Below are 20,253 nucleotides of genomic sequence, written 5' to 3'. Positions count from 1 at the left end.
TCTCTGGTTCCCGACCCGCAGGACGCTGAATGCACGGACTTTTCAAGTGGAGTAGCAAGTGGTGGCCGGGGGTGATTCCGCTGGTCGTCCTGTGGGGTATCGCTGCCTGGACCTCAACGGCGACAGTTGAAGCCGATCTTGCCGCGCGCTCGAATGCCGCGTTGAAGGACACCGTCCTCGACAAGCGCCGCATCAGCGTCGATGGCCGCGACGTCACGTTTGCGGCCAATGCCTTCTCCGAAGACGGCCGCCTCAGCGCGGTGGCATCGGTCGAAGCCGTGCCGGGCGTGCGGCTGGTCAACGACGAGACCCGCCTTGTTCCCGAGGCCAAGCCCTATGTGTGGTCGGCGGAACGCGACGTGGTGCGCGTCACGCTTGGCGGCAATGCGCCGCTGCCGTCGAGCAAGAGCAAGCTGACGGAGGCCGCGAAGGCCGGTCTCGGCGGTGTCGAGGTGGTCGATCAGATGGCGCTCGCCCGCGGCGCGCCACAGCGATTCGATCCGGCGGCGCTGTTGCTGCTCGACCAGATCGGCAAGCTGAAGGAAGGCAAGATCACGCTGACCGACAACAAGGTCGCGCTTGCCGGCATGGCGCGCGAGCTCGGCGGACGCGAAGCGATCGCGGCGGCGCTGAGGAACCTGCCGGACGGCTATTCGATCGCGGCCAATGACATCAAGGCGCCGCCCTATGTGTTCCAGGCCTACAAGGATCCGGTCGCGGTGACGCTGACGCTGACCGGCTACGTGCCCGACAACAACGTGCATGCCGCGCTGGTCGCCGCCGCCGGCCGCAAGTTCTTCAGCGAGAAGGTGGTCGACAATCTCAAGGCCAGCATTGGCGCGCCGTCAGGGTTTGCGGCTGCGGTGGTGCCCGCACTCGGTGCGCTGTCGCGGCTGTCGACCGGAACGCTCGTGGTGTCGGATCGCGAGGTGAAGCTGTCGGGCGATGCGCTCTACGACGCCGCAGCGGGCCAGATCCGCGAAGGGCTCGGCAAGGATTTTCCGCAGGGCTGGCAGTACAAGGCCGAGGTCACGGTCAAGCCGGCGGCGGCGCCGGTCGATCCCACCGTGTGCCAGCAGCTGTTTTCCGAGACCCTGTCGAAGGGAAAGATCCGCTTCGAGTCGGGCAAGGCCGACATCGTTCCTGACTCGGCCGGCCTGCTCGACCGCCTGATCGAGACCGCGATGCGCTGCCCCAACGCGACGATAGAGGTTGCCGGCCACACCGACAGCGACGGCGAGGAGGCGGCCAACCAGGCGCTGTCGGAACGCCGTGCACAGGCCGTGGTGGATTACCTGGTGCGCGCCGGACTGCCGGCCAACCGCTTCACGCCGATCGGCTATGGCAGCACGCAACCGCTCGCCGGCAACGAGAGTGAAGATGGCAAGGCGCAGAACCGCCGCATCGAATTCGTGGTGAAGTAGCGATGACCGTGCTCGCGACATTCGTCTGGGGTTGGCTGCTCGGCGCTGCGCTGCTCGGCTTCTGCATGGGCTGGATCGCGGTAGTGCATCGGGCGCAGGGCGTCTCGAAGCTCTGGATGCGCTGGCTCGCGCTGCTCGCCGCCGCGCTGGTGGCGGCATCGTTCGCGCGGGTCGTGCCCGGCCGCTTCGGCTATTGGCTCGATCTCTTCCTGATGATGTTCGCGCTCTACCTCGTCGGCTGCGCGATCGGCTCCTGGTTGCGCGACTGGGTGGTCTCGCGCAGCAAGCCCGCGAGCTGACCCCAAACCCTTGATCCATCGCGCCTGAGCGGTGTCGCCAAGCGGGGCGCACGCCGCATCCATCTTTGTGCTTGACAACAATACGTACGTACGTATTAAATGGCGTCCATGCCAAAGCCCTCTCTCCGCGATGCCATCCTTGACGCCGGCCTGAAGGAAATGTTCCGGACCGGCTATCACGGCACCAGCGTGCGCGACGTCACCGCGGCCGCCGGCGCGCCGCAGGGCTCGTTCACCAACCATTTCCGCTCCAAGGAGCTGTTCGCATCCGAAGTGCTCGACCGCTACTTCCTCTATGTGCGCGGCCTCGTCGCGGAAGCCCTCAGCGACACCTCGCTGCCGCCGCGCGACAGGCTGCGGCGCTATCTTGATCTCATCACCGGCAAGCTTGCCCATGACGGCTTCACCCGCGGCTGCCTGATCGGCGATTTCAGCCTCGAGGCGTCGGGCTCGAGCGAGATGCTGCGCGAGCAACTCGACGAGATCTTTCGGGAATGGCGCGCGCCGTTTGCTGCCTGCATCGCGGAAGCCCAGGCCGCGCGCGAGATCGCGTCCGACTTCGATGCCGATGAACTGGCCGATTTCCTGCTCGCATCCTGGCAGGGCGCCATGCTGCGCATGAAGGTCGAACGCAGCGCGGCCGCGCTCGAACGTTTCAAGACGATCGCATTCCAAACCGTGTTCAAGGAGTTGCCATGACGCTATCCGACGAGATCAGCCTGCATCACCGGCCCGTGCTCGCCTCCACGATGGCCTATCGCGAAACCGGGCGCGGCGACGCGCCGCACGTGCTGTTCCTGCACGGCAATCCGACATCGTCCTACATCTGGCGCAACATCATGCCGCTGGTGGCGCCGGTCGGGCACTGCATCGCGCCCGATCTGATCGGCTACGGCCAGTCCGGCAAGCCCGATATCGCCTACCGCTTCTTCGACCAGACTGACTATCTCGACGCGCTGATCGACGAACTCGGCATCACCTCGGCCTATCTCGTCGCCCAGGATTGGGGCACCGCGCTCGCCTTCCACCTTGCGGCGCGCCGTCCGCAATTGGTGCGCGGCCTCGCTTTCATGGAGTTCATCCGTCCGATGCGGGACTGGTCCGACTTCCACCAGCACGAGGCCGCCAGGGAGACGTTCCGCAAATTCCGCACGCCGGGCGTCGGCGAGGCGATGGTCCTCGACAACAACGCATTCGTCGAGCGCGTGCTGCCCGGCTCGATCCTGCGCACGCTCAGCGACGAGGAGATGGAAGCCTACCGCGCGCCGTTCGCGACGCGCGAGAGCCGCAGGCCGACGTTGATGCTGCCGCGCGAGCTGCCGATCGCAGGCGAGCCTGATGATGTCTATCAGGCGCTGACCACGGCGCACGTGGCGCTTGCGGCATCGACCTATCCGAAGCTGTTGTTCACCGGCTCGCCCGGCGCGTTGGTGTCGCCGGCCTTTGCAGCGGATTTCGCGGCGCGGCTGAAGCATTGCGCGGTCATCCAGCTCGGCGCCGGCGCGCATTATCTACAGGAGGATCATCCGGAAGCGATCGGTCGCTCGGTTGCCGGTTGGATCGCCGGCATCGAGGCCGCGAGCGCGCAACATCTTGCCGCAGCATGAGCGACCGGGAGGATATGCCATGACCGATCTCTCGATCACCTATTGCCGTCCCTGCGGCTACGAGATGCGCGCCAGGGAGGCGGCCACGCTGCTGCGCGAACGCCTTGGCCTCGATGCGGAGCTGGTGCCCGGCAAGGGCGGCGTCTTCGAGGTCAAGCTTGACGGCAAAGTGATCGCCAGGCGCGTGAAGGGACATTTCCCCGATGCCGAAGAAATCGTCGCCGCAGTGACTACCGCGCGGGCATAACGAAGCACGGACTTGCCGCCTCGCCGTCGTAATGATCATTGCGGCGGCGATTTTCGTTGATCGGCTGCCGCGCGGCGCGTCACTCTCCGTAGTTTCCCGGATGGTCTTGTGTACCTTTCGCCGGGCTAACTGCCGCACATCGACATCAAGCCTTGTCGAAGGTGGCGAGAAACGCGCATATTTGTGCACCCGCTGTCATGAATCATCCCTAATATCTTGAAGATGCGCGTTTTATTGTCGTTTGACGAATTCCACTCCGGCTTAAAACGCGCTACACGGGGCAGGGCACAGCGAAGCGCCGGCGGAGATCGCCGGGGGCCGTCGTCGCGGGATCGCAATTCGAGGTCTAGATGCTGGAAGCAATAGGCAGGGCGATGGCGTTTCTACGCCAGAAGCAACTCCTGCATCGGCTGGGTGTTGTCATCAGCATCGCCGTCATCGGCATCGCCTGCTACGTCCTCTACCACATGCTGCGCGGCATCGACACCAACGAGGTGCTCGAGGCCATCAAGAGCACCGAGCCGCGGCAGATCATGCTGGCGGGACTATTCGTCGCAGCCGGCTATTTCACGCTGACCTTCTACGACTTGTTCGCGGTGCGCGCGATCGGCCACGCCCATGTGCCCTATCGCATCAATGCGCTCGCGGCATTCACCTCCTATTCGATCGGCCACAATGTCGGCGCCAGCGTCTTCACCGGCGGCGCGGTGCGCTACCGGATCTATTCGGCCTGGGGACTAAACGCGATCGACGTCGCCAAGATCTGCTTTCTCGCCGGCCTCACCTTCTGGCTCGGCAATGCCGCGGTGCTCGGGCTCGGCATCGCCTATCACCCGGAGGCCGCGGCCAACATCGACCAGCTGCCGCCCTGGCTCAACCGCACGCTGGCGTTCGGCATCATTATCGCGCTGGTCGCCTATGTGGTCTGGGTCTGGACCCAGCCGCGGGTGGTCGGTCGCGGCCCCTGGACGGTGACCCTGCCGGGCGGCCCGCTGACGCTGCTGCAGATCGCGATCGGCATCGTCGACCTCGGCTTCTGCGCGCTCGCGATGTACGTGCTGGTGCCGGACGAGCCCAATCTCGGCTTCGTCGTGGTCGCGGTCATCTTCGTGTCGGCGACCCTGCTCGGCTTCGCCAGCCACTCCCCCGGCGGGCTCGGGGTGTTCGACGCCGCCATGCTGGTCGGCCTCTGGCAGATGGACCGCGAGGACCTGCTCGGCGGTATGCTGCTGTTCCGGCTGCTCTACTATATTGCGCCGTTCGTCATATCTGTAATCTTGCTGACGTTTCGGGAGGTTATCGTCGGCGCCCGACTCAAACGGCTGCCGCAGACTGATTCGGGTCCCCGCGCCGAGCCGCACCACGAGGCGGTTCTGGTCCGCAAGCGGGGCGATTCCGGGGTCTGATGACGCGGCCCGATGCCTCCCGAGGGACGGTCAATGTGACCGCGCCTGGGCGAGACACGAACCGACGGGAAGAAAGCCGCCGCGATGGCAATTGACGATACGCCGCAATCCATCTTCGCACCCTGGCCCGACCGCCTGCGCCATTCCGCGCTGATCCTGCTTGCTGCGGCGCTGGCGCTCAGCGTGGTGGTCGCGCTCGGCGAATTGTCGCTGGTGCGCGCCTGCGCGGTGTTCGTCTGCATCGCCGCCGCAGCGCTGGTGCCTTGGCGGCTGCATGATGCCGGGACTTCGCGCGAGGACGTCCGCGGCGTCAATCCGGTCGAGGCTGCCGCGGTCAGCGCCGTCGTCGCCGGCATGCCCGATCCGGCCGTGCTGCTCGATCGCGCCGGGCGCGTCATCCATCTCAATGCCGCCGCGGCCCAGCTCGCGCCGGCGCTGCGCAGGAACGAATTGGCGCAATTTGCCCTGCGTTCGCCGGAAATCATCACCGCGCTGCGCGAGGCGATCGCGACCACCGAGCCGCGCCGCGCCACTTACTCGGACCACGTTCCGGTCGATCGCTGGATGGAATTGGTGATCACGCCGGTGCCGGTGCCGACCCAGTTCGGCGGCACCGAGAAATGCATGCTGATGACATTCCACGACCTGACGCCGCTGCGCCGGGTCGAGGAGATGCGCGCCGACTTCGTCGCCAATGCCAGCCACGAGCTGCGCACCCCGCTCGCCGCCCTGTCCGGCTTCATCGACACGCTGCAGGGGCCGGCGCGCGAGGACGCGCGGGCCCGCGAACGCTTCCTCGGCATCATGCACACCCAGGCCACCCGCATGGCGCGGCTGATCGACGACCTCCTGTCGCTGTCGCGGGTCGAACTGTCGGCCCATGTGCGGCCCGAGGCCTCGATCGACATCGTGCCTATCATCCGCGAGGTGGCTGACGGGCTCGAGATGCTGGCCAGCGAGCGCCAGGTCGAGATCGAGGTCGACCTGCCGCAAGCCCCGGTCAGAATCGCCGGCGACCGCGAGGAACTGCTCCGCCTGTTCGAGAACCTGATCGAGAATGCCCTCAAATACGGCGCCTCGGGCGGCCGCGTCATAGTGTCGCTCAATCAGACCGTTCCGGGCGGATCGGGCGAGGGAAGCCCCGAAATCCGTGTCATGGTACGGGATTTCGGCCCCGGCATCGCGCCCGAGCACCTGCCGCGGCTGACCGAGCGCTTCTACCGGGTGGACGTCGGCGACAGCCGCAACCAGGGCGGAACGGGCCTCGGATTATCGCTGGTGAAACATATTCTTAACCGTCATCGCGGGCGTCTTCTGATCGAGAGCGTGCCGAACAATGGCGCGACTTTTACTGCCTGTTTTCCCCGGCCGAAGACCCCGCTACCGACTCAAAGCTAAGCATTTTCAGTTGCTTAGCTCTGTCATCCAAGTGTCATCCAACCTTCGTAAAAGCGGCACCGACCGCTCCTAGATGGACCGGCGTGAGCGCGATCGGGCGCATTCGGCGCTTCGCTCACAAGATGGAGACCACCCCATGAATTTCATCAAAGCAATCGTCGCTGCCGGCATGGTGGCCGCTTCGACGTCGGCCTTCGCTGCCGATATTACCGGCGCGGGCGCGACGTTTCCGTTCCCGATCTATTCGAAGTGGGCTGATGCCTACAAGAAGGACACCGGCAATGGCCTGAACTATCAGTCGATCGGTTCCGGCGCCGGCATCAAGCAGATCCAGGCCAAGACCGTGACCTTCGGCGCCACCGACGCGCCGCTCAAGGCCGAGCAGCTCGAGAAGGACGGCCTCGTCCAGTGGCCGATGGTGATGGGTGCGATCGTTCCGGTCGTGAACGTCGAGGGCATCAAGCCGGGCGATCTCGTGCTGTCCGGCGAAGTGCTCGGCGACATCTATCTCGGCAAGATCACCAAGTGGAATGACGCGGCGATCGCCAAGCTCAATCCGAAGCTGACCCTGCCGGGTGACGCGATCACCGTCGTGCGCCGTTCGGACGGTTCGGGCACCACCTTCAACTTCACCGACTACCTCTCCAAGTCGAACGCCGACTGGAAGTCCAAGGTCGGCTCCGGCACCGCGGTCGAGTGGCCGGTCGGCGTCGGCGCCAAGGGCAACGAAGGCGTTGCCGGCAACATCAGCCAGACCAAGAACGCGATCGGCTATGTCGAATACGCCTATGCCAAGCAGAACAAGCTGACCTACACGGCGCTGGTCAACAAGGCCGGCAAGACCGTGCAGCCGACCGTCGCCGCCTTCCAGGCTGCTGCGTCGAATGCCGACTGGTCGAAGGCCCCCGGCTACTACGTGATCCTGACCGACCAGCCGGGCGACGCCTCCTGGCCGATCACCGCGGCGACCTTCATCCTGATGCACAAGGAATCGACCGACAAGGCGGCCTCGCAGGAAGCGCTCAAGTTCTTCAAGTACGCCTTCGAGAAGGGCGGCAAGGCGGCCGAAGAGCTCGACTACATCCCGATGCCGGACTCGGTCGTCAAGCTGATCGAGAAGACCTGGTCCTCGGAGATCAAGAGCTAAGTCCGACGTTTCGAACAGGGCCTGTGCCGTCCCTCGAGGGCGGCGCAGGCCAAGCGATTAAGACCCGGGCTCCATCATCGCGGCAACAAGCGCGGGCGGGTCCCGGGGTTCGCGCCCCTGGCGCAGCCGGAACGACGCCCGGCCTTATGCGTCAGTGAAGATCGCTTCGGGGGCGTGGCGGTTTGTGCAAGTTTCAAATAAAAACGAGGGGATTGGCGTGGCAGACATGGCTGTTCAGAGCGATGTGATGGAAGCCGCGGGACCTTACGATCGCGCCAAGGCCCTCAGTGCCTTCAAGCTCGGTGATCTCACCTTTTATTGGATCACCCGCATCTCGGCGATCTCGGTCCTGTTGATCCTCGGCGGCATTATCCTGTCGCTGATCGTCGGCGCCTGGCCGGCGATGAAGGAATACGGCTTTGCCTTCCTCTGGACCCAGCGCTGGGCGCCCTCGGCTGATCCGCCGGTGCTCGGCGCGCTCGGCCCGATCTACGGCACGCTGATCACCTCGGTGATTGCGATGCTGATCGCGATCCCCGTCGGCATCGGCATCGCCGTGTTCCTCACCGAACTGTGCCCGCAGATGCTGCGCCGCCCGATCGGCATCGCGATCGAGCTGCTCGCCGGCATCCCCTCGATCATCTACGGCATGTGGGGCTTCTTCGTGCTGGGCCCGTTCCTGGCCAACACGTTCCAGCCGTTCATGATCAGGCTGTTCGAGGGCGTCCCGGTGCTCGGCGCGGTGTTCGCCGGCCCGCCGTCCTATCTCAGCCTGTTCAATGCGGCGCTGATCCTCGCCATCATGGTGCTGCCCTTCATCACCGCGATCTCGGTTGACGTGTTCAAGACCGTGCCGCCGGTGCTGAAGGAAGCCGCCTACGGCATGGGCTGCACCACCTGGGAAGTCGTCCGCAGCGTAGTGATCCCCTACACCCGCGTCGGCGTGATCGGCGGCATCATGCTGGCGCTCGGCCGCGCCCTCGGCGAGACCATGGCGGTGACCTTCATCATCGGCAACTCGTTCCGCATCTCGTCGTCGATCTTCGCGCCGGGCACCACGATCTCGGCGGCGATCGCTAGCGAATTCGCCGAGAGCGACGGCCTGCACCAGTCCGGCCTGATCCTGCTCGGCCTCTTGCTGTTCGTGCTGACCTTCTTCGTGCTCGCCGGTGCGCGGCTGATGCTGATGCGGCTTGAAACGAAAGCGGGGAAGTAGCGCCATGAACCCGATCTACAAATCCCGCCGCCGCAGCGACATCGTCATCCGTGCACTTTGCGTCGGCGCGGCGCTGTTCGGCGTCACCTGGCTGGCGCTGATCCTGATCACGCTGGTCTACAACGGCCTTGCTGGCCTCAGCGTGCAGCTATTCACCCAGAACACGCCGCCGCCGGGCTCGACCGATGGCGGTCTGCTCAACGCCATCGTCGGTTCGGTGATCATGACCGTGATCGGCGTCGGGATCGGCGCGCCGCTCGGCCTGTTCGCCGGCACCTACCTCGCCGAGTACGGCAAGCACGACAAGCTGACCTCGGTGATCCGCTTCATCAACGACATCCTGCTCAGTGCGCCCTCGATCATCATCGGCCTGTTCATCTATGGCGCGGTCGTGGTGCCGATGCGCGGCTTCTCGGCGATCGCAGGCGCGCTGGCGCTCGCCGTGATCGTGATCCCGGTCGTGCTGCGCACCACCGAGGACATGCTGCTGCTGGTGCCCAATCCGCTGCGCGAGGCGGCCTCCGCGCTCGGCCTGCCGCGTTCGCTGGTGATCAAGCGGATCGCTTACCGTGCGGCCCGGTCGGGTCTGATCACCGGCGTGCTGCTGGCGACCGCACGCGTCGCCGGCGAAACCGCGCCGCTGCTGTTCACCGCGCTGTCGAACCAGTTCTTCAGTCTGGATCTGACCAAGACGATGGCCAACCTGCCGGTGACCATCAACAACTTCGTGCAGAGCCCCTACGCCTACTGGAAAGAGCTGGCGTGGAGCGGTGCACTGCTGATCACATTCACCGTGCTCGCGCTGAATATCGGCGCGCGTATCCTTGGTGCCGAAAGGGCCGCAAAATGACCGAGCTTTCCGTCTCCACGACCGCCGCGGGCCACGTTCCCCAGGTTCCGCTTCCGGAAGCGCCGCCGAAAGTCACGGTGCGCAACCTCAACTTCTATTACGGCGAGCACCACGCGCTGAAGAACATCAACCTGACGCTCGGCACCAACCGCGTCACGGCGTTCATCGGCCCGTCGGGCTGCGGCAAGTCGACCCTGCTGCGCATCTTCAACCGGATGTATGACCTGTATCCGGGCCAGCGCGCGGTCGGCCAGTTGATGCTGGACCAGACCAACATTCTCGATCCCAAGCTCGACCTCAATCTGCTGCGTGCGCGGGTCGGCATGGTGTTCCAGAAGCCGACGCCGTTCCCGATGACGATCTACGAGAACATCGCCTTCGGCATTCGCCTCTATGAGAAGATCTCGAAGTCCGAGATGGACGATCGGGTCGAGAAGGCGCTGCGCGGCGGTGCGCTGTGGAACGAGGTCAAGGACAAGCTGAACGCCTCCGGCCTGTCGCTCTCCGGCGGCCAGCAGCAGCGGTTGTGCATCGCGCGCACCGTCGCGGTGCGCCCCGAAGTGATCCTGTTCGACGAGCCCTGCTCGGCGCTCGATCCGATCTCGACCGCCAAGGTCGAGGAGCTGATCCAGGAGCTCTCCGAGGACTACACGATCGCGATCGTGACCCACAACATGCAGCAGGCGGCGCGCGTCTCCGACAAGACCGCCTTCATGTATCTCGGCGAACTGATCGAGTTTGACGACACCAACAAGATCTTCACCTCACCGAGTGATCGACGCACCCAGGACTACATCACCGGCCGGTTCGGTTAGAGCATGATCCGGAAAAGTGGCAACCGGTTTTCCGATCGGATCATGCTGAAATATGGACACGAGATCATGGTCCCCAAGGGATCATGATCGAGGGAGACAAGCGATGGCTTCTGAACATACCGCCAAGGCATTCGACAGCGACCTGCAGGAGTTGACCCGCCTGGTCGCCGAGATGGGCGGCCTCGTCGAGCGGATGATCACCGAGTCGGTCGACGCGCTGATCCGCCGCGACGTCGCGCTCGGCAAGCGCGTGGTCGCCGCCGACATCGAGATCGACAATCTGCAGCGCGTCATCGAAGAGCGCGCGGTGCTGACGATCGCGCGCCGCCAGCCGATGGCGATCGACCTGCGCGAGATCGTCAGCGCGATGCGCGTGGCCACCGATCTCGAGCGGATCGGCGACCTTGCCAAGAACATGGGCAAGCGTGTCGCGGCGCTGGAAAGCGACTTCCAGCCGCTGAAGCTGATCCGCGGCCTCGAGCACATGACCGACCTCGTGCTGTCGCAGGTCAAGTCTGTGCTCGACGCCTATGCCGCGCACGACCTGCCGGCGGCGATGAACGTCTGGAAGGGCGACGAGGAGGTCGACGCGATCTGCACCTCGCTGTTCCGCGAGCTGCTCACCTACATGATGGAGGATCCGCGCAACATCTCATTCTGTATCCATCTGATGTTCTGCGCCAAGAACATCGAGCGGATCGGCGATCACGCCACCAATATCGCCGAGACGGTGTTCTACATGATCGAAGGCCAGCAGATCACCGACAAGCGCCCGAAGGGCGACATGACCAACTTTGCCACCACGGTGCCGGGTAACACGTAGTCGACGGCGTTTCGGTTTGCGTCAGGGCAACGGATCACCACAGAGAAAGAACTTAGACCGATGAGCGCACGCATTCTGGTAGTCGAAGACGAGGAAGCGCTGACGACACTGTTGCGCTACAACCTCGATGCCGAAGGCTACGATGTCGAAACGGTGGGGCGCGGCGACGATGCCGACACCCGGCTGAAGGAGCGCGTTCCCGACCTCGTGGTGCTGGACTGGATGCTGCCGGGCCTGTCCGGCATCGAGCTGTGCCGACGGTTGCGGGCGCGGCCCGAGACCAAGCAGCTTCCGATCATCATGCTGACCGCGCGCGGCGAGGAGAGCGAGCGGGTGCGCGGGCTGGCCACCGGCGCCGACGATTACATCGTCAAGCCGTTCTCGGTGCCGGAATTGCTGGCACGGGTGAAGGGCCTGTTGCGCCGCGCGAGCCCGGAGCGGCTTGCGACCGTGCTGACCTATGGTGACATCGAGCTCGACCGCGAGAAGCGCCGCGTGGCGCGTTCGGGGCGCCCGATCGATCTCGGGCCGACCGAATATCGCCTGCTTGAATTCTTCCTCGAGCATCCCGGCCGCGTATTCAGCCGCGAGCAGCTGCTCGACAGCGTCTGGGGCCGCGACATCTACATCGATGAGCGCACCGTCGACGTGCATATCGGCCGCCTGCGCAAGCTGCTCAATCCGGGCCGCGAGCAGGATCCGATCCGCACCGTGCGCGGCGCCGGCTATGCGCTCGACGACCGCTTCGCGAAAGCCGAGCCGCAGCCGTAACGGCTTGGTCGCGATCACAGGCCACAACACGGCGTCGTCCTGTTGGCTCCATGACGAGCTGCGCACCACAAAAAAATCCCCGCTTTCGCGGGGATTTGTTTTGAAGTCTTCCGTCGTTTCCCGAGTGCTTACTTGATCTGTGGCTTCGCCGATGGCCGGCGGCGATCGGCGGCGGGCTGGTAGGCGACGCGCGAGTGATGTGCGCAATAGGGCAGGCCGGCGAGCGCCTTGCCGCCGCAGAAGAAGAATTCCGGGCTCGAGGGATCGCCGACCGGCCAATGGCAGGTCGCCTCGTTGAGCTCGAGCAGCGACAGCCGCTGGCTCATCGGCACCACGTTGTCGAAGGAGATCGGATCGGGCTCCATCTCGACCTCGAAGGCGTGTGCGAGCGCGGTGTTGCCGCGCGAAACCGGGCGCGCCACCCGCATCATGTGCTGGGCGGGACGGGCCTTGCGCTGCCGCGGCGCGGCGGTCGAGGGGGCCTTGGCGCGGCCGGAGAGGCCGAGCCGATGCACTTTGCCGATCACGGCGTTTCGCGTCACATTGCCAAGTTCCGCTGCGATCTGGCTGGCCGAAAGGCCAGACTCCCAGAGCTTCTTCAGCTGCTCGACGCGATCGTCGGACCAGGTCAATACCGTCATCGCATTCTTCCTTTCGCATGGCGCCGGCCAGTCATTGGAGCGGCGCTGCGAGCCAAATCTGGACAAATATCCCTGCGGCCAGAATCCCTTAGCCCTCGCCGGACACGATGTTGCGCCCGAACGTTTACGTGAGACACGAAGGCTACTTAGAGGGTCCAGTACTGCCGCACGAGATGTCGTACCCGACAGGCCAAACGCTACAATATGGCGTGACTCTGGCGCAAGAGTCCGCGGTCGTGCGTCCACATGTTCCCACAAAGTTAAGCATTGCTATGAGGCTTTTCCACTGCACCGGAATGCTCCGGATTGCGCTGGTTTGGCATTGCAGGACGGCCGGCAAAGGGCGGCTCCTGGCGATTGACACCGACCGGCCGCAGCATAGAATGACCCCACGTGCCGCCCGCAAAGGCGGCCGTTTTGTTTTCCGAAGCTGGCCGTTGCTGCGCTGGCGTCAATGCGCGCGGCAATTGTCGGCCCCAAACCGGCAGTGAACGCCATGACCAACAGCGCCCCGTCGCATCTGCTCCCCGTCTTCGCCAGGGTCGATCTCGGCTTCGAGCGCGGTGAGGGCGCCTGGCTGATCGCAACCAACGGCGACCGCTATCTCGATTTCACCTCGGGCGTCGCGGTGAACGCGCTCGGGCACGCGCATCCGCATCTGGTCAAGGCGCTGCAGGAACAGGCGACCAAGCTGTGGCACATGTCGAACCTGTTCAAGAGCCCCGACGGCGAGGTGCTCGCCGCGCGGCTGTGCGAGCAGAGCTTTGCCGACTTCGTATTCTTCTGCAATTCCGGCGCTGAGGCGATGGAGGGCGTGATCAAGCTGGTCCGCCATCATCACTTCTCCAAGGGCCATGGCGAGCGCTACCGCATCATCACCTTCGAGGGCGCGTTCCATGGCCGCACGCTGGGCACGCTGGCCGCGACCGGCTCGGCGAAATATCTCGAGGGCTTCGGTCCGCCGATGGACGGCTTCGACCAGGTGCCGCATGGCGACATCGAGGCGGTGAAGAAGGCGATCGGTCCGCACACCGCCGGCATCCTGATCGAACCGGTGCAGGGCGAGGGCGGCGTGCGCGGCGCGCCGCAGGCGTTCTTCAAGGCATTGCGCGCGCTGTGCGACGAGCACGGCCTGTTGCTCGCCTTCGACGAGGTGCAGACCGGCATGGGCCGCACCGGCGAGCTGTTCGCTTACAAGCGCACCGGCGTGACGCCCGATGTGATGTCGCTGGCCAAGGCGCTCGGCGGTGGATTCCCGATCGGCGCGGTGCTGGCGACCGCGCAGGCCGCGGCCGGCATGGCGCCGGGCTCGCATGGCTCGACCTTCGGCGGCAATCCGCTCGCGGTTGCCGCCGCCAATGCCGTGCTCGACGTCGTGCTCAAGCCCGGCTTCTTCGAGCACGTGCAGAAGATGTCGCTGTTGCTCAAGCAGAAGCTCGCCTCCGTGGTGGACCGCTATCCCGGCGTGCTGTCGGAGGTGCGCGGCGAGGGCTTGCTGATAGGCGTCAAGGCCGTGGTGCCGTCCGGCGATCTGATCACCGCGCTGCGCAACGAGAAGCTGCTCACCGTCGGCGCCGGCGACAATGTGGTGCGGTTCCTCGCGCCCTTGATCGTGACCGAAGCCGAGATCGACCAGTCGATCGCCTCGCTCGAGCGCGCCTGCGCGACATTGTCGCCGGCGCAGCCGAGGAAGGCCGGATAATGAGCAAGCCGGTCCGTCATTTCCTCGACATCAACGAGCTGCCGCTCGGCGAGCTGCGCAACATGCTGTCGGCCGGCGCCGCCATGAAGGCGAAGCTGAAGGCGCATGAGAAGGGCAGGAAGCCGCTCGAAGGCAAGACGCTGGCGATGATCTTCGAGCGCCCGTCGACCCGCACCAGGGTGTCGTTCGACGTCGGCATGCGCCAGCTCGGCGGTGAATCCATCATGCTGACCGGCGCCGAGATGCAGCTCGGCCGCGGCGAGACCATCGCCGACACCGCGCGCGTGCTGTCGCGCTATGTCGATGCGATCATGATCCGCATCCTCAACCACGACGCGCTGCTCGAACTCGCCGCGCATGCCACCGTCCCCGTCATCAACGGCCTGACCCGGCGCTCGCATCCCTGCCAGGTGATGGCCGACCTCATGACCTATGAGGAAAATCGCGGCTCGATCGCGGGCAAGACCGTGGCGTGGACCGGCGACGACAACAACGTGCTGGCGTCCTGGGCGCACGCCGCCGAGCGGTTCAAGTTCCAGCTCAATATCGCGACGCCTCCGGAGCTGTCGCCGAAGAAGCCGATGCGCGACTGGATCAAGGCGACCGGCGCGCCTATCGTGCTCGGCACCGACCCGGAAGCCGCCGTGCGTGGCGCCGATTGCGTCGTCACCGACACCTGGGTGTCGATGGGCGACAAGGAGGGCGAGCGCCGCCACAACGTGCTGCAGCCCTATCAGGTCAATGCCAAGCTGATGTCGCTCGCCAAGCCGGACGCGCTGTTCATGCACTGCCTGCCCGCGCATCGCGGCGAGGAGGTCACCGACGAGGTGATCGACGGGCCGCAATCCGTGGTGTTCGACGAGGCGGAAAACCGCCTGCATGCGCAGAAGGGCATTCTGGCCTGGTGCTTTAACGAAGTCGCGTAAGCGCCGCTTCAACGCTGTCGTCCCGGCGAAAGCCGGGACCCATAAGCCGCGGCCCGTGGAAAGGGCACAAGGGGAGACGCCTTGTGTCGTAACAGAACTCTGTGGTTGGGTCCCGGCCTTCGCCGGGACGACGTTCCCTCGTTGAGTGAACCCCTTTATTTCACGGTCCGAGACCCCAGATAGAGCGCCATGGTTTCACAATCCCCCGACATCAAAATCACGACCGAGGCGCCGGTTCGCGCGCCGTCTTCGGTTCCTGTCGACGATGCCGTGCTGGCCTTCGAGGTCGGCGCGCTGGATTTGCGCGGCCGGTTGACCCGGCTCGGCCCCGCGCTCGACGAGATCCTGCACAAGCACGATTATCCGCCGGCAGTCGGCAAGCTGCTCGGCGAGGCCATCGTGCTGACCACGCTGCTCGGCTCGTCGGTCAAGTTCGAGGGGCGCTTCATCCTGCAGACCCGGACCGAAGGCCCGGTGTCGCTGCTGATCGTCGATTTCCAGGCGCCCGACCGGCTGCGTGCCTATGCCCGTTACGACGCGGCGCAGCTCAAGCCGGGGCAGACCTCGGGCGAACTGCTCGGCAAGGGTCACCTTGCGATGACGATCGACCAGGGCTCCAACACCAGCCGCTACCAGGGCCTGGTCGCGCTCGATGGCGGCGGCCTCGAAGAGGCGGCGCACGAATATTTCCTGCGCTCGGAGCAGATTCCGACACGGGTCCGGCTGGCGGTCGGCGAGGAGATGCGCGGCGGCGAGGGCGGCAAGCTGCACTGGCGCGCCGGCGGCATCCTGCTGCAGTTCCTGCCCAAGGCGCCGGAGCGCGCCAAGCAGGCCGATCTGCACCCCGGCGATGCGCCCGATGGTACGGTCACGCACAGCGTGCCGGACGACGATGCCTGGGTCGAGGGACAGTCGCTGATCTCGACCGTCGAGGATGTCGAGCTGATCGATCCCGATCTGTCCGGCGAGCGGCTGTTGTACCGCCTGTTCCACGAACGCGGCGTCCGCGTCTTCAACCCGCAACCGCTGCGCGCACAGTGCTCGTGCTCGCGCGATGCGGTGTCGTCGATGTTGAAGAGTTTTGCGCCGAACGATCGCGCCGAGATGGTCAAGGACGGTAAGGTCGTCGTGACCTGCGAGTTCTGCTCGTCGGTCTACGAGTTCACGCCGCAGGAAGCCGGCGTGGAGCAATAGCGGCGTGCGCGGAAGCGCATCAATTCAACACCCGCTTCCCGTCCGGGCTCGGGCTGTCCAGCGAGAAGGTCGGCACGTCGATCTCAAAACGCTCGCCGGCTTCGGTGACCATCTGATAGCTGCCGGCCATGAAGCCGGAGGCGGTCGGCAGCGGCACGCCGGAGGTGTATTCGAAGCGTTCGCCGGGCGCGAGCACCGGCTGTTCGCCGACCACGCCCTCGCCACGCACCTCCTGGCGGCGGCCGGTGGCATCGGTGATGATCCAGTGCCGCGTCCGCAGCTGCACCGTTTCCGGACCCGAATTGACGATCACGATCTTGTAGGACCAGAAATATTCGCGCCGGTCGACCGACGAGCGCTCCGGCATGAAGTTCGGCTCGACGGTGACTTCGATCTGGCGGGTAACGGCGCGGTACATGCGGCTCAATCCGATGGTCTTGGCCGTGATCCACTTTCGGCCGGATCACACTCAATCAGGACGCCATCATAGCCAATTGGTCAGCCGGAACCAATCGCCTGCCGGGCTGTGAAAACCCGGCCCCCGGGGACAGTCTGTTCATCGCGCTTTCAACATAGTTCCGCTCTAAAGCGCGGCCGCATGTCGCCGCACTCTGCGCTTTGTCCGCAAGTCGCGGACCGATATTATGTTTTCAGCTGGGCATGCGGAGCGTCCGCAGCCGACACGGTGTTTGATGAGCTCGATTGCCGATCCCATAGCCGGCTCGCCGGTGGCTGAGGCCAAAGCCGAGGCGAAGGTGGCGGCGGCCGCGCCCGCGATCACACTGCCGGCGACCGGCGAGCGCGAGCTCAGGCTCGATCTGTTCCGGGGGCTCGCGCTGTGGCTGATCTTCATCGATCACCTGCCGACCAATCTTTTGACCTGGCTGACGCTCCGCAATTACGGCTTCTCCGACGCCACCGAGATCTTCATCTTCATCTCCGGCTACACCGCAGCCTTCGTCTACGGCCGCGCGATGCTGGAGGGCGGCTTCGTGATCGCGACCGCGCGCATCCTGCGCCGGGTCTGGCAGATCTATGTCGCGCACGTCTTCCTGTTCACGATCTTCCTCGCCGAGATCTCCTATGTCGCGACCTCGTTCGAGAACCCGCTGTACAGCGAGGAAATGGGGATCATGGACTTCCTCAAGCAGCCCGACGTCACCATCGTGCAGGCGCTGCTGCTGCGCTTCCGTCCCGTCAACATGGACGTGCTGCCGCTCTATATCGTGCTGATGCTGTTCCTGCCGCTGATCCTGTGGCTGATGAAGTGGAAGCCCGACGTCACGCTCGGCCTGTCGGTCCTGCTCTACGCGCTGACCTGGCAGTTCGATCTGTATCTGTCGGCCTATCCGAACGGCTTCTGGGCGTTCAATCCGTTCGCCTGGCAATTGTTGTTCGTGTTCGGCGCCTGGTGCGCACTCGGCGGCGCGCGGCGGATGTCGCGCATCCTGTCGTCGAACATCACGATGTGGATCTGCATCGTCTATCTGGTCGCCGCGTTCTTCGTGACCCTGACCTGGTACGTGCCGCAGCTCGGCCACATCATGCCGAAGGTCATCGAGCAATGGATGTATCCGATCAACAAGACCGACCTGGACGTGTTGCGGTTTGCGCATTTCCTGGCGCTCGCCGCCCTCACCGTGCGCTTCCTGCCCCGGGATTGGCCGGGCTTGAAATCGCGGTGGCTGCGACCATTGATCCTGTGTGGCCAGCATTCGCTTGAGATATTCTGTCTCGGGGTCTTCCTCGCCTTTGCCGGTCATTTCGTGCTTGCCGAGGTCTCTGGCGGTGCCGCACTGCACGCCCTGATCAGCGTGTGCGGCATCCTCATCATGTGCGGCATGGCGTGGATTATTTCGTGGTACAAGCACTCCGCCGACAAAGGCGCCTCGAAAAAAGGTGCGGTCGGCAACGCCGATCTGGCGGGAGGGGGAGCATGAAGTCCGCACGGACGATGCTGGGCCTGCTGCTGCTGGCCGCCAGTTTGGCGGCAGCGCCCGCGCGCGCCGGCGACAATCCCGAGCCTGCGCCGCCGCCGCCCTGCGACGTGCCCGCCTATCTGCTGTCGAGCGAGAGCTCGCTGCCGAAGGTCACCGATGCGGTGAAGGCCAACCAGCCGCTCAACGTGCTGGTGGTGGGCAGCCGCTCCTCGACCATCCAGGGCAACGAGGCGAGTGCCTATCCGGCCAAGCTGCAGGCGGCGCTGAAGGAGGCATTTCCGCAGGCAAATATCGATCTATCCGTAGAATTACAGGGAAAAAGCACCGCGGAAGAGACCGCGGGAACCCTTGTTAAGCTTGTCGAAGCAAAAAAGCCTACTTTGGTTATCTGGCAGACCGGCACGGTCGATGCTATGCGAGCGGTCGATCCCGACGATTTCCGGACCGCCATCAACGACGGCGTTGTTGCGTTACGGGGCGCTGGGACAGACGTGGTGCTGGTCAATCTGCAATACAGCCCGCGCACGGAGACGATGATCTCTGCGCCGCCATATCTCGACAATATCAAGGTGGTGGCGCAGCAGCACGACGTTCCGCTGTTCGACCGGTTCTCGATTATGAAGCAGTGGAGCGACGCCGGATATTTTGACCTGTTCAGCACCTCGCATGGTGTCGACCTGGCCAAGAAGGTTCACGCCTGTCTCGGCCGCGCACTGGCGAAATTCGTGATCGATGCGGCCCATCTGGGCCCGGTGCAGTAGAATTAGAGGAAGCAGAGTTGATGCGTTTTGCGTTCCCTTTTCGCTCTCATGCAGGGCGGAGCCTGCGCGCCGTAGCGGCGCTCTTGCTGCTCGCGCCGTTGTCGGTCGCGCCGTCGCGCGCCCAGACCGGCCAGGCCGACCAGCATGCGGCATTGTCATCGGGTGCCGCGACAAGATCCGACGCCGCACGGCCTGATGTCGGCAAGCCCGCCGCGATGGCGGTCGACGCCGCCAGCCCGCAGCAGCCCGGCATCGCCTCCCAGGCGCTCGACAAGGTCAAGCAGGTCGCCAGATCCGCCGGCGACATCTTCCACCGCGTGCCCTGCCATCAGCCGACCGGCGTGCCCAACACCACCGGCTCGCTACCGCATGTCGCGGCCAAGCTTGCCGCCGGCAAGCCGGTCGTCATCATCGCGTTCGGCTCGTCCTCGACCCAGGGCTACGGATCGTCGGCGCCGGAATTCACCTATCCGAGCCGGCTCGCTGCGCAACTGCGCCGGCAATATCCCTCGGCCGACATCACCGTGCTCAACCGCGGCAAGGGCGGCGAGGACGCGCCGGAGATGATGAAGCGGCTGCAGACCGAAGTGATCGACATGCATCCCGACATGGTGATCTGGCAGGTCGGTACCAATGCGGTGCTGCGCAACCTCGATCCGAGCGAGACCGCCAAGCAGGTCGAGGACGGCGTGGCGCGCATCCAGGCCGACGGCGCCGATCTCGTGCTGGTCGATCCGCAATATTCGCCGCGCGTCACCGAGCGTCCGGAAAGCGCCCGCGGCATGGTGAAGCTGCTCGGCCGCATCGCCGCGCTGCGCCATGTCGGCATCTTCCCGCGCTTCGAGGTGATGCGCGACTGGCACGAGCGGCAGGCGATCCCGATCAACGATTTCGTCATCGACGACGGCCTGCACATGAACGATTGGGGCTATGCCTGCTTCGCCCAACTGCTCGGCGACGACATCATCCGCTCGGTCGGCGCGATCAAGATCGGCGTCAACGTGCCGGCCGACGTGCGGACGTACCGGCCGATGTGATCGGCCGCGCTTCGCGCGGACCCGCTGGCGCGGATCACAGAATGTAGGT

General features: G+C 65.0%; 21 protein-coding genes. 19 read left to right on the top strand and 2 right to left on the bottom strand.

Annotation, left to right across the window (positions count from 1 at the left end):
- Positions 1-29: 29 nt before the first annotated feature.
- The 13 genes from JQ507_29930 to phoB all read left to right on the top strand — a co-directional run bounded on the left by JQ507_29930 (position 30) and on the right by phoB (position 12,003).
- Positions 30-1,424: an OmpA family protein gene (locus tag JQ507_29930; protein QRI69054.1), complete on the top strand. Its 1,395-nt coding sequence runs from the start codon at positions 30-32 to the stop codon at positions 1,422-1,424.
- A gap of 2 nt (positions 1,425-1,426) precedes the next feature.
- A complete protein-coding gene (locus tag JQ507_29925) occupies positions 1,427-1,723 on the top strand; it encodes a hypothetical protein (protein QRI69053.1) in 297 nt (98 codons plus the stop codon).
- 108 nt (positions 1,724-1,831) lie between these two features.
- Positions 1,832-2,422: a TetR family transcriptional regulator C-terminal domain-containing protein gene (locus JQ507_29920; GenBank protein QRI69052.1), complete on the top strand. Its 591-nt coding sequence runs from the start codon at positions 1,832-1,834 to the stop codon at positions 2,420-2,422.
- Positions 2,419-3,330 carry a haloalkane dehalogenase gene (locus tag JQ507_29915; GenBank protein QRI69051.1) on the top strand — a complete coding sequence of 304 codons (912 nt, stop codon included), beginning with the start codon at positions 2,419-2,421 and terminating at the stop codon, positions 3,328-3,330. The genes JQ507_29920 and JQ507_29915 overlap by 4 nt, the downstream gene beginning before the upstream one ends.
- 19 nt (positions 3,331-3,349) lie before the next feature.
- On the top strand, positions 3,350-3,577 hold the full coding sequence (locus tag JQ507_29910; protein QRI69050.1) for an Rdx family protein: 228 nt from the start codon (positions 3,350-3,352) through the stop codon (positions 3,575-3,577).
- A gap of 374 nt (positions 3,578-3,951) precedes the next feature.
- Positions 3,952-4,983 (top strand): UPF0104 family protein, encoded by a 1,032-nt coding sequence (locus JQ507_29905; protein ID QRI73576.1) that lies wholly within the window; start codon positions 3,952-3,954, stop codon positions 4,981-4,983.
- A gap of 84 nt (positions 4,984-5,067) precedes the next feature.
- Entirely contained in the window at positions 5,068-6,381 is a 1,314-nt protein-coding gene (locus JQ507_29900) for a two-component sensor histidine kinase (GenBank protein QRI69049.1), read from the top strand.
- A gap of 136 nt (positions 6,382-6,517) precedes the next feature.
- On the top strand, positions 6,518-7,528 hold the full coding sequence (gene pstS / locus JQ507_29895; protein ID QRI69048.1) for a phosphate ABC transporter substrate-binding protein PstS: 1,011 nt from the start codon (positions 6,518-6,520) through the stop codon (positions 7,526-7,528).
- 226 nt (positions 7,529-7,754) lie between these two features.
- The gene (gene pstC, locus JQ507_29890) at positions 7,755-8,744 is read left to right on the top strand and encodes a phosphate ABC transporter permease subunit PstC (protein QRI69047.1); all 990 of its coding nucleotides are present in this window, start codon (positions 7,755-7,757) and stop codon (positions 8,742-8,744) included.
- A gap of 4 nt (positions 8,745-8,748) precedes the next feature.
- Positions 8,749-9,594, top strand: coding sequence for a phosphate ABC transporter permease PstA (gene pstA, locus JQ507_29885; protein ID QRI69046.1), 846 nt, complete (start codon positions 8,749-8,751; stop codon positions 9,592-9,594).
- Positions 9,591-10,409 (top strand): phosphate ABC transporter ATP-binding protein PstB, encoded by an 819-nt coding sequence (pstB, locus tag JQ507_29880; protein QRI69045.1) that lies wholly within the window; start codon positions 9,591-9,593, stop codon positions 10,407-10,409. The genes pstA and pstB overlap by 4 nt, the downstream gene beginning before the upstream one ends.
- Before the next feature lie 103 nt (positions 10,410-10,512).
- Positions 10,513-11,232: a phosphate signaling complex protein PhoU gene (gene phoU, locus JQ507_29875; protein ID QRI69044.1), complete on the top strand. Its 720-nt coding sequence runs from the start codon at positions 10,513-10,515 to the stop codon at positions 11,230-11,232.
- A gap of 60 nt (positions 11,233-11,292) precedes the next feature.
- Positions 11,293-12,003, top strand: a complete 711-nt coding sequence (gene phoB / locus JQ507_29870) for a phosphate regulon transcriptional regulator PhoB (protein QRI69043.1) — start codon at positions 11,293-11,295, stop codon at positions 12,001-12,003.
- Positions 12,004-12,131: 128 nt separating this feature from the next.
- On the opposite strand, the gene JQ507_29865 is transcribed toward phoB, so the two are convergent.
- Positions 12,132-12,644 carry a GcrA family cell cycle regulator gene (locus JQ507_29865; GenBank protein ID QRI69042.1) on the bottom strand — a complete coding sequence of 171 codons (513 nt, stop codon included), beginning with the start codon at positions 12,642-12,644 and terminating at the stop codon, positions 12,132-12,134.
- Positions 12,645-13,140: 496 nt separating this feature from the next.
- Between JQ507_29865 and JQ507_29860 the strand changes: the two genes are divergently transcribed.
- The 3 genes from JQ507_29860 (at position 13,141) to JQ507_29850 (ending at position 16,466) form a co-directional block, all read left to right on the top strand.
- Entirely contained in the window at positions 13,141-14,346 is a 1,206-nt protein-coding gene (locus tag JQ507_29860; GenBank protein ID QRI69041.1) for an aspartate aminotransferase family protein, read from the top strand.
- The gene (gene argF / locus JQ507_29855) at positions 14,346-15,272 is read left to right on the top strand and encodes an ornithine carbamoyltransferase (GenBank protein QRI69040.1); all 927 of its coding nucleotides are present in this window, start codon (positions 14,346-14,348) and stop codon (positions 15,270-15,272) included. Before JQ507_29860 ends, argF begins: the two co-directional genes overlap by 1 nt.
- A 189-nt stretch (positions 15,273-15,461) precedes the next feature.
- On the top strand, positions 15,462-16,466 hold the full coding sequence (locus JQ507_29850) for an Hsp33 family molecular chaperone (GenBank protein QRI69039.1): 1,005 nt from the start codon (positions 15,462-15,464) through the stop codon (positions 16,464-16,466).
- A 19-nt stretch (positions 16,467-16,485) separates the two neighbouring features.
- Here the strand turns inward: JQ507_29850 and apaG are convergent, their stop codons facing one another.
- Complete coding sequence (gene apaG, locus JQ507_29845; protein QRI69038.1) at positions 16,486-16,884, bottom strand: Co2+/Mg2+ efflux protein ApaG; 399 nt, start codon at positions 16,882-16,884, stop codon at positions 16,486-16,488.
- Between the two features lie 274 nt (positions 16,885-17,158).
- On the opposite strand from apaG, the gene JQ507_29840 reads away from it, so the two are divergent.
- From JQ507_29840 to JQ507_29830, 3 genes are read left to right on the top strand one after another with little or no spacing between them, the layout of a single operon-like run.
- Positions 17,159-18,406, top strand: coding sequence for an OpgC domain-containing protein (locus tag JQ507_29840; protein ID QRI69037.1), 1,248 nt, complete (start codon positions 17,159-17,161; stop codon positions 18,404-18,406).
- Positions 18,403-19,167: an SGNH/GDSL hydrolase family protein gene (locus tag JQ507_29835; protein QRI69036.1), complete on the top strand. Its 765-nt coding sequence runs from the start codon at positions 18,403-18,405 to the stop codon at positions 19,165-19,167. Before JQ507_29840 ends, JQ507_29835 begins: the two co-directional genes overlap by 4 nt.
- A 20-nt stretch (positions 19,168-19,187) precedes the next feature.
- Positions 19,188-20,204 carry an SGNH/GDSL hydrolase family protein gene (locus tag JQ507_29830; protein QRI69035.1) on the top strand — a complete coding sequence of 339 codons (1,017 nt, stop codon included), beginning with the start codon at positions 19,188-19,190 and terminating at the stop codon, positions 20,202-20,204.
- The last annotated feature ends 49 nt before the right edge of the window (positions 20,205-20,253 follow it).

This window comes from Bradyrhizobium sp. PSBB068, from assembly GCA_016839165.1.
In the GTDB taxonomy this organism is placed as follows: domain Bacteria; phylum Pseudomonadota; class Alphaproteobacteria; order Rhizobiales; family Xanthobacteraceae; genus Bradyrhizobium.
The sequence above is the reverse complement of the archived record's forward strand: the minus strand, read 5'-3'. Positions and strand labels throughout refer to the sequence as shown.

Coding starts and splice junctions, on each gene's coding strand:
- JQ507_29930 (QRI69054.1), top strand. CDS start 30: ATGCACGGACTTTTCAAGTGGAGTAGCAAGTGGTGGCCGGGGGTGATT.
- JQ507_29925 (QRI69053.1), top strand. CDS start 1,427: ATGACCGTGCTCGCGACATTCGTCTGGGGTTGGCTGCTCGGCGCTGCG.
- JQ507_29920 (QRI69052.1), top strand. CDS start 1,832: ATGCCAAAGCCCTCTCTCCGCGATGCCATCCTTGACGCCGGCCTGAAG.
- JQ507_29915 (QRI69051.1), top strand. CDS start 2,419: ATGACGCTATCCGACGAGATCAGCCTGCATCACCGGCCCGTGCTCGCC.
- JQ507_29910 (QRI69050.1), top strand. CDS start 3,350: ATGACCGATCTCTCGATCACCTATTGCCGTCCCTGCGGCTACGAGATG.
- JQ507_29905 (QRI73576.1), top strand. CDS start 3,952: ATGGCGTTTCTACGCCAGAAGCAACTCCTGCATCGGCTGGGTGTTGTC.
- JQ507_29900 (QRI69049.1), top strand. CDS start 5,068: ATGGCAATTGACGATACGCCGCAATCCATCTTCGCACCCTGGCCCGAC.
- pstS (QRI69048.1), top strand. CDS start 6,518: ATGAATTTCATCAAAGCAATCGTCGCTGCCGGCATGGTGGCCGCTTCG.
- pstC (QRI69047.1), top strand. CDS start 7,755: ATGGCTGTTCAGAGCGATGTGATGGAAGCCGCGGGACCTTACGATCGC.
- pstA (QRI69046.1), top strand. CDS start 8,749: ATGAACCCGATCTACAAATCCCGCCGCCGCAGCGACATCGTCATCCGT.
- pstB (QRI69045.1), top strand. CDS start 9,591: ATGACCGAGCTTTCCGTCTCCACGACCGCCGCGGGCCACGTTCCCCAG.
- phoU (QRI69044.1), top strand. CDS start 10,513: ATGGCTTCTGAACATACCGCCAAGGCATTCGACAGCGACCTGCAGGAG.
- phoB (QRI69043.1), top strand. CDS start 11,293: ATGAGCGCACGCATTCTGGTAGTCGAAGACGAGGAAGCGCTGACGACA.
- JQ507_29865 (QRI69042.1), bottom strand. CDS start 12,644: ATGACGGTATTGACCTGGTCCGACGATCGCGTCGAGCAGCTGAAGAAG.
- JQ507_29860 (QRI69041.1), top strand. CDS start 13,141: ATGACCAACAGCGCCCCGTCGCATCTGCTCCCCGTCTTCGCCAGGGTC.
- argF (QRI69040.1), top strand. CDS start 14,346: ATGAGCAAGCCGGTCCGTCATTTCCTCGACATCAACGAGCTGCCGCTC.
- JQ507_29850 (QRI69039.1), top strand. CDS start 15,462: ATGGTTTCACAATCCCCCGACATCAAAATCACGACCGAGGCGCCGGTT.
- apaG (QRI69038.1), bottom strand. CDS start 16,884: ATGTACCGCGCCGTTACCCGCCAGATCGAAGTCACCGTCGAGCCGAAC.
- JQ507_29840 (QRI69037.1), top strand. CDS start 17,159: ATGAGCTCGATTGCCGATCCCATAGCCGGCTCGCCGGTGGCTGAGGCC.
- JQ507_29835 (QRI69036.1), top strand. CDS start 18,403: ATGAAGTCCGCACGGACGATGCTGGGCCTGCTGCTGCTGGCCGCCAGT.
- JQ507_29830 (QRI69035.1), top strand. CDS start 19,188: ATGCGTTTTGCGTTCCCTTTTCGCTCTCATGCAGGGCGGAGCCTGCGC.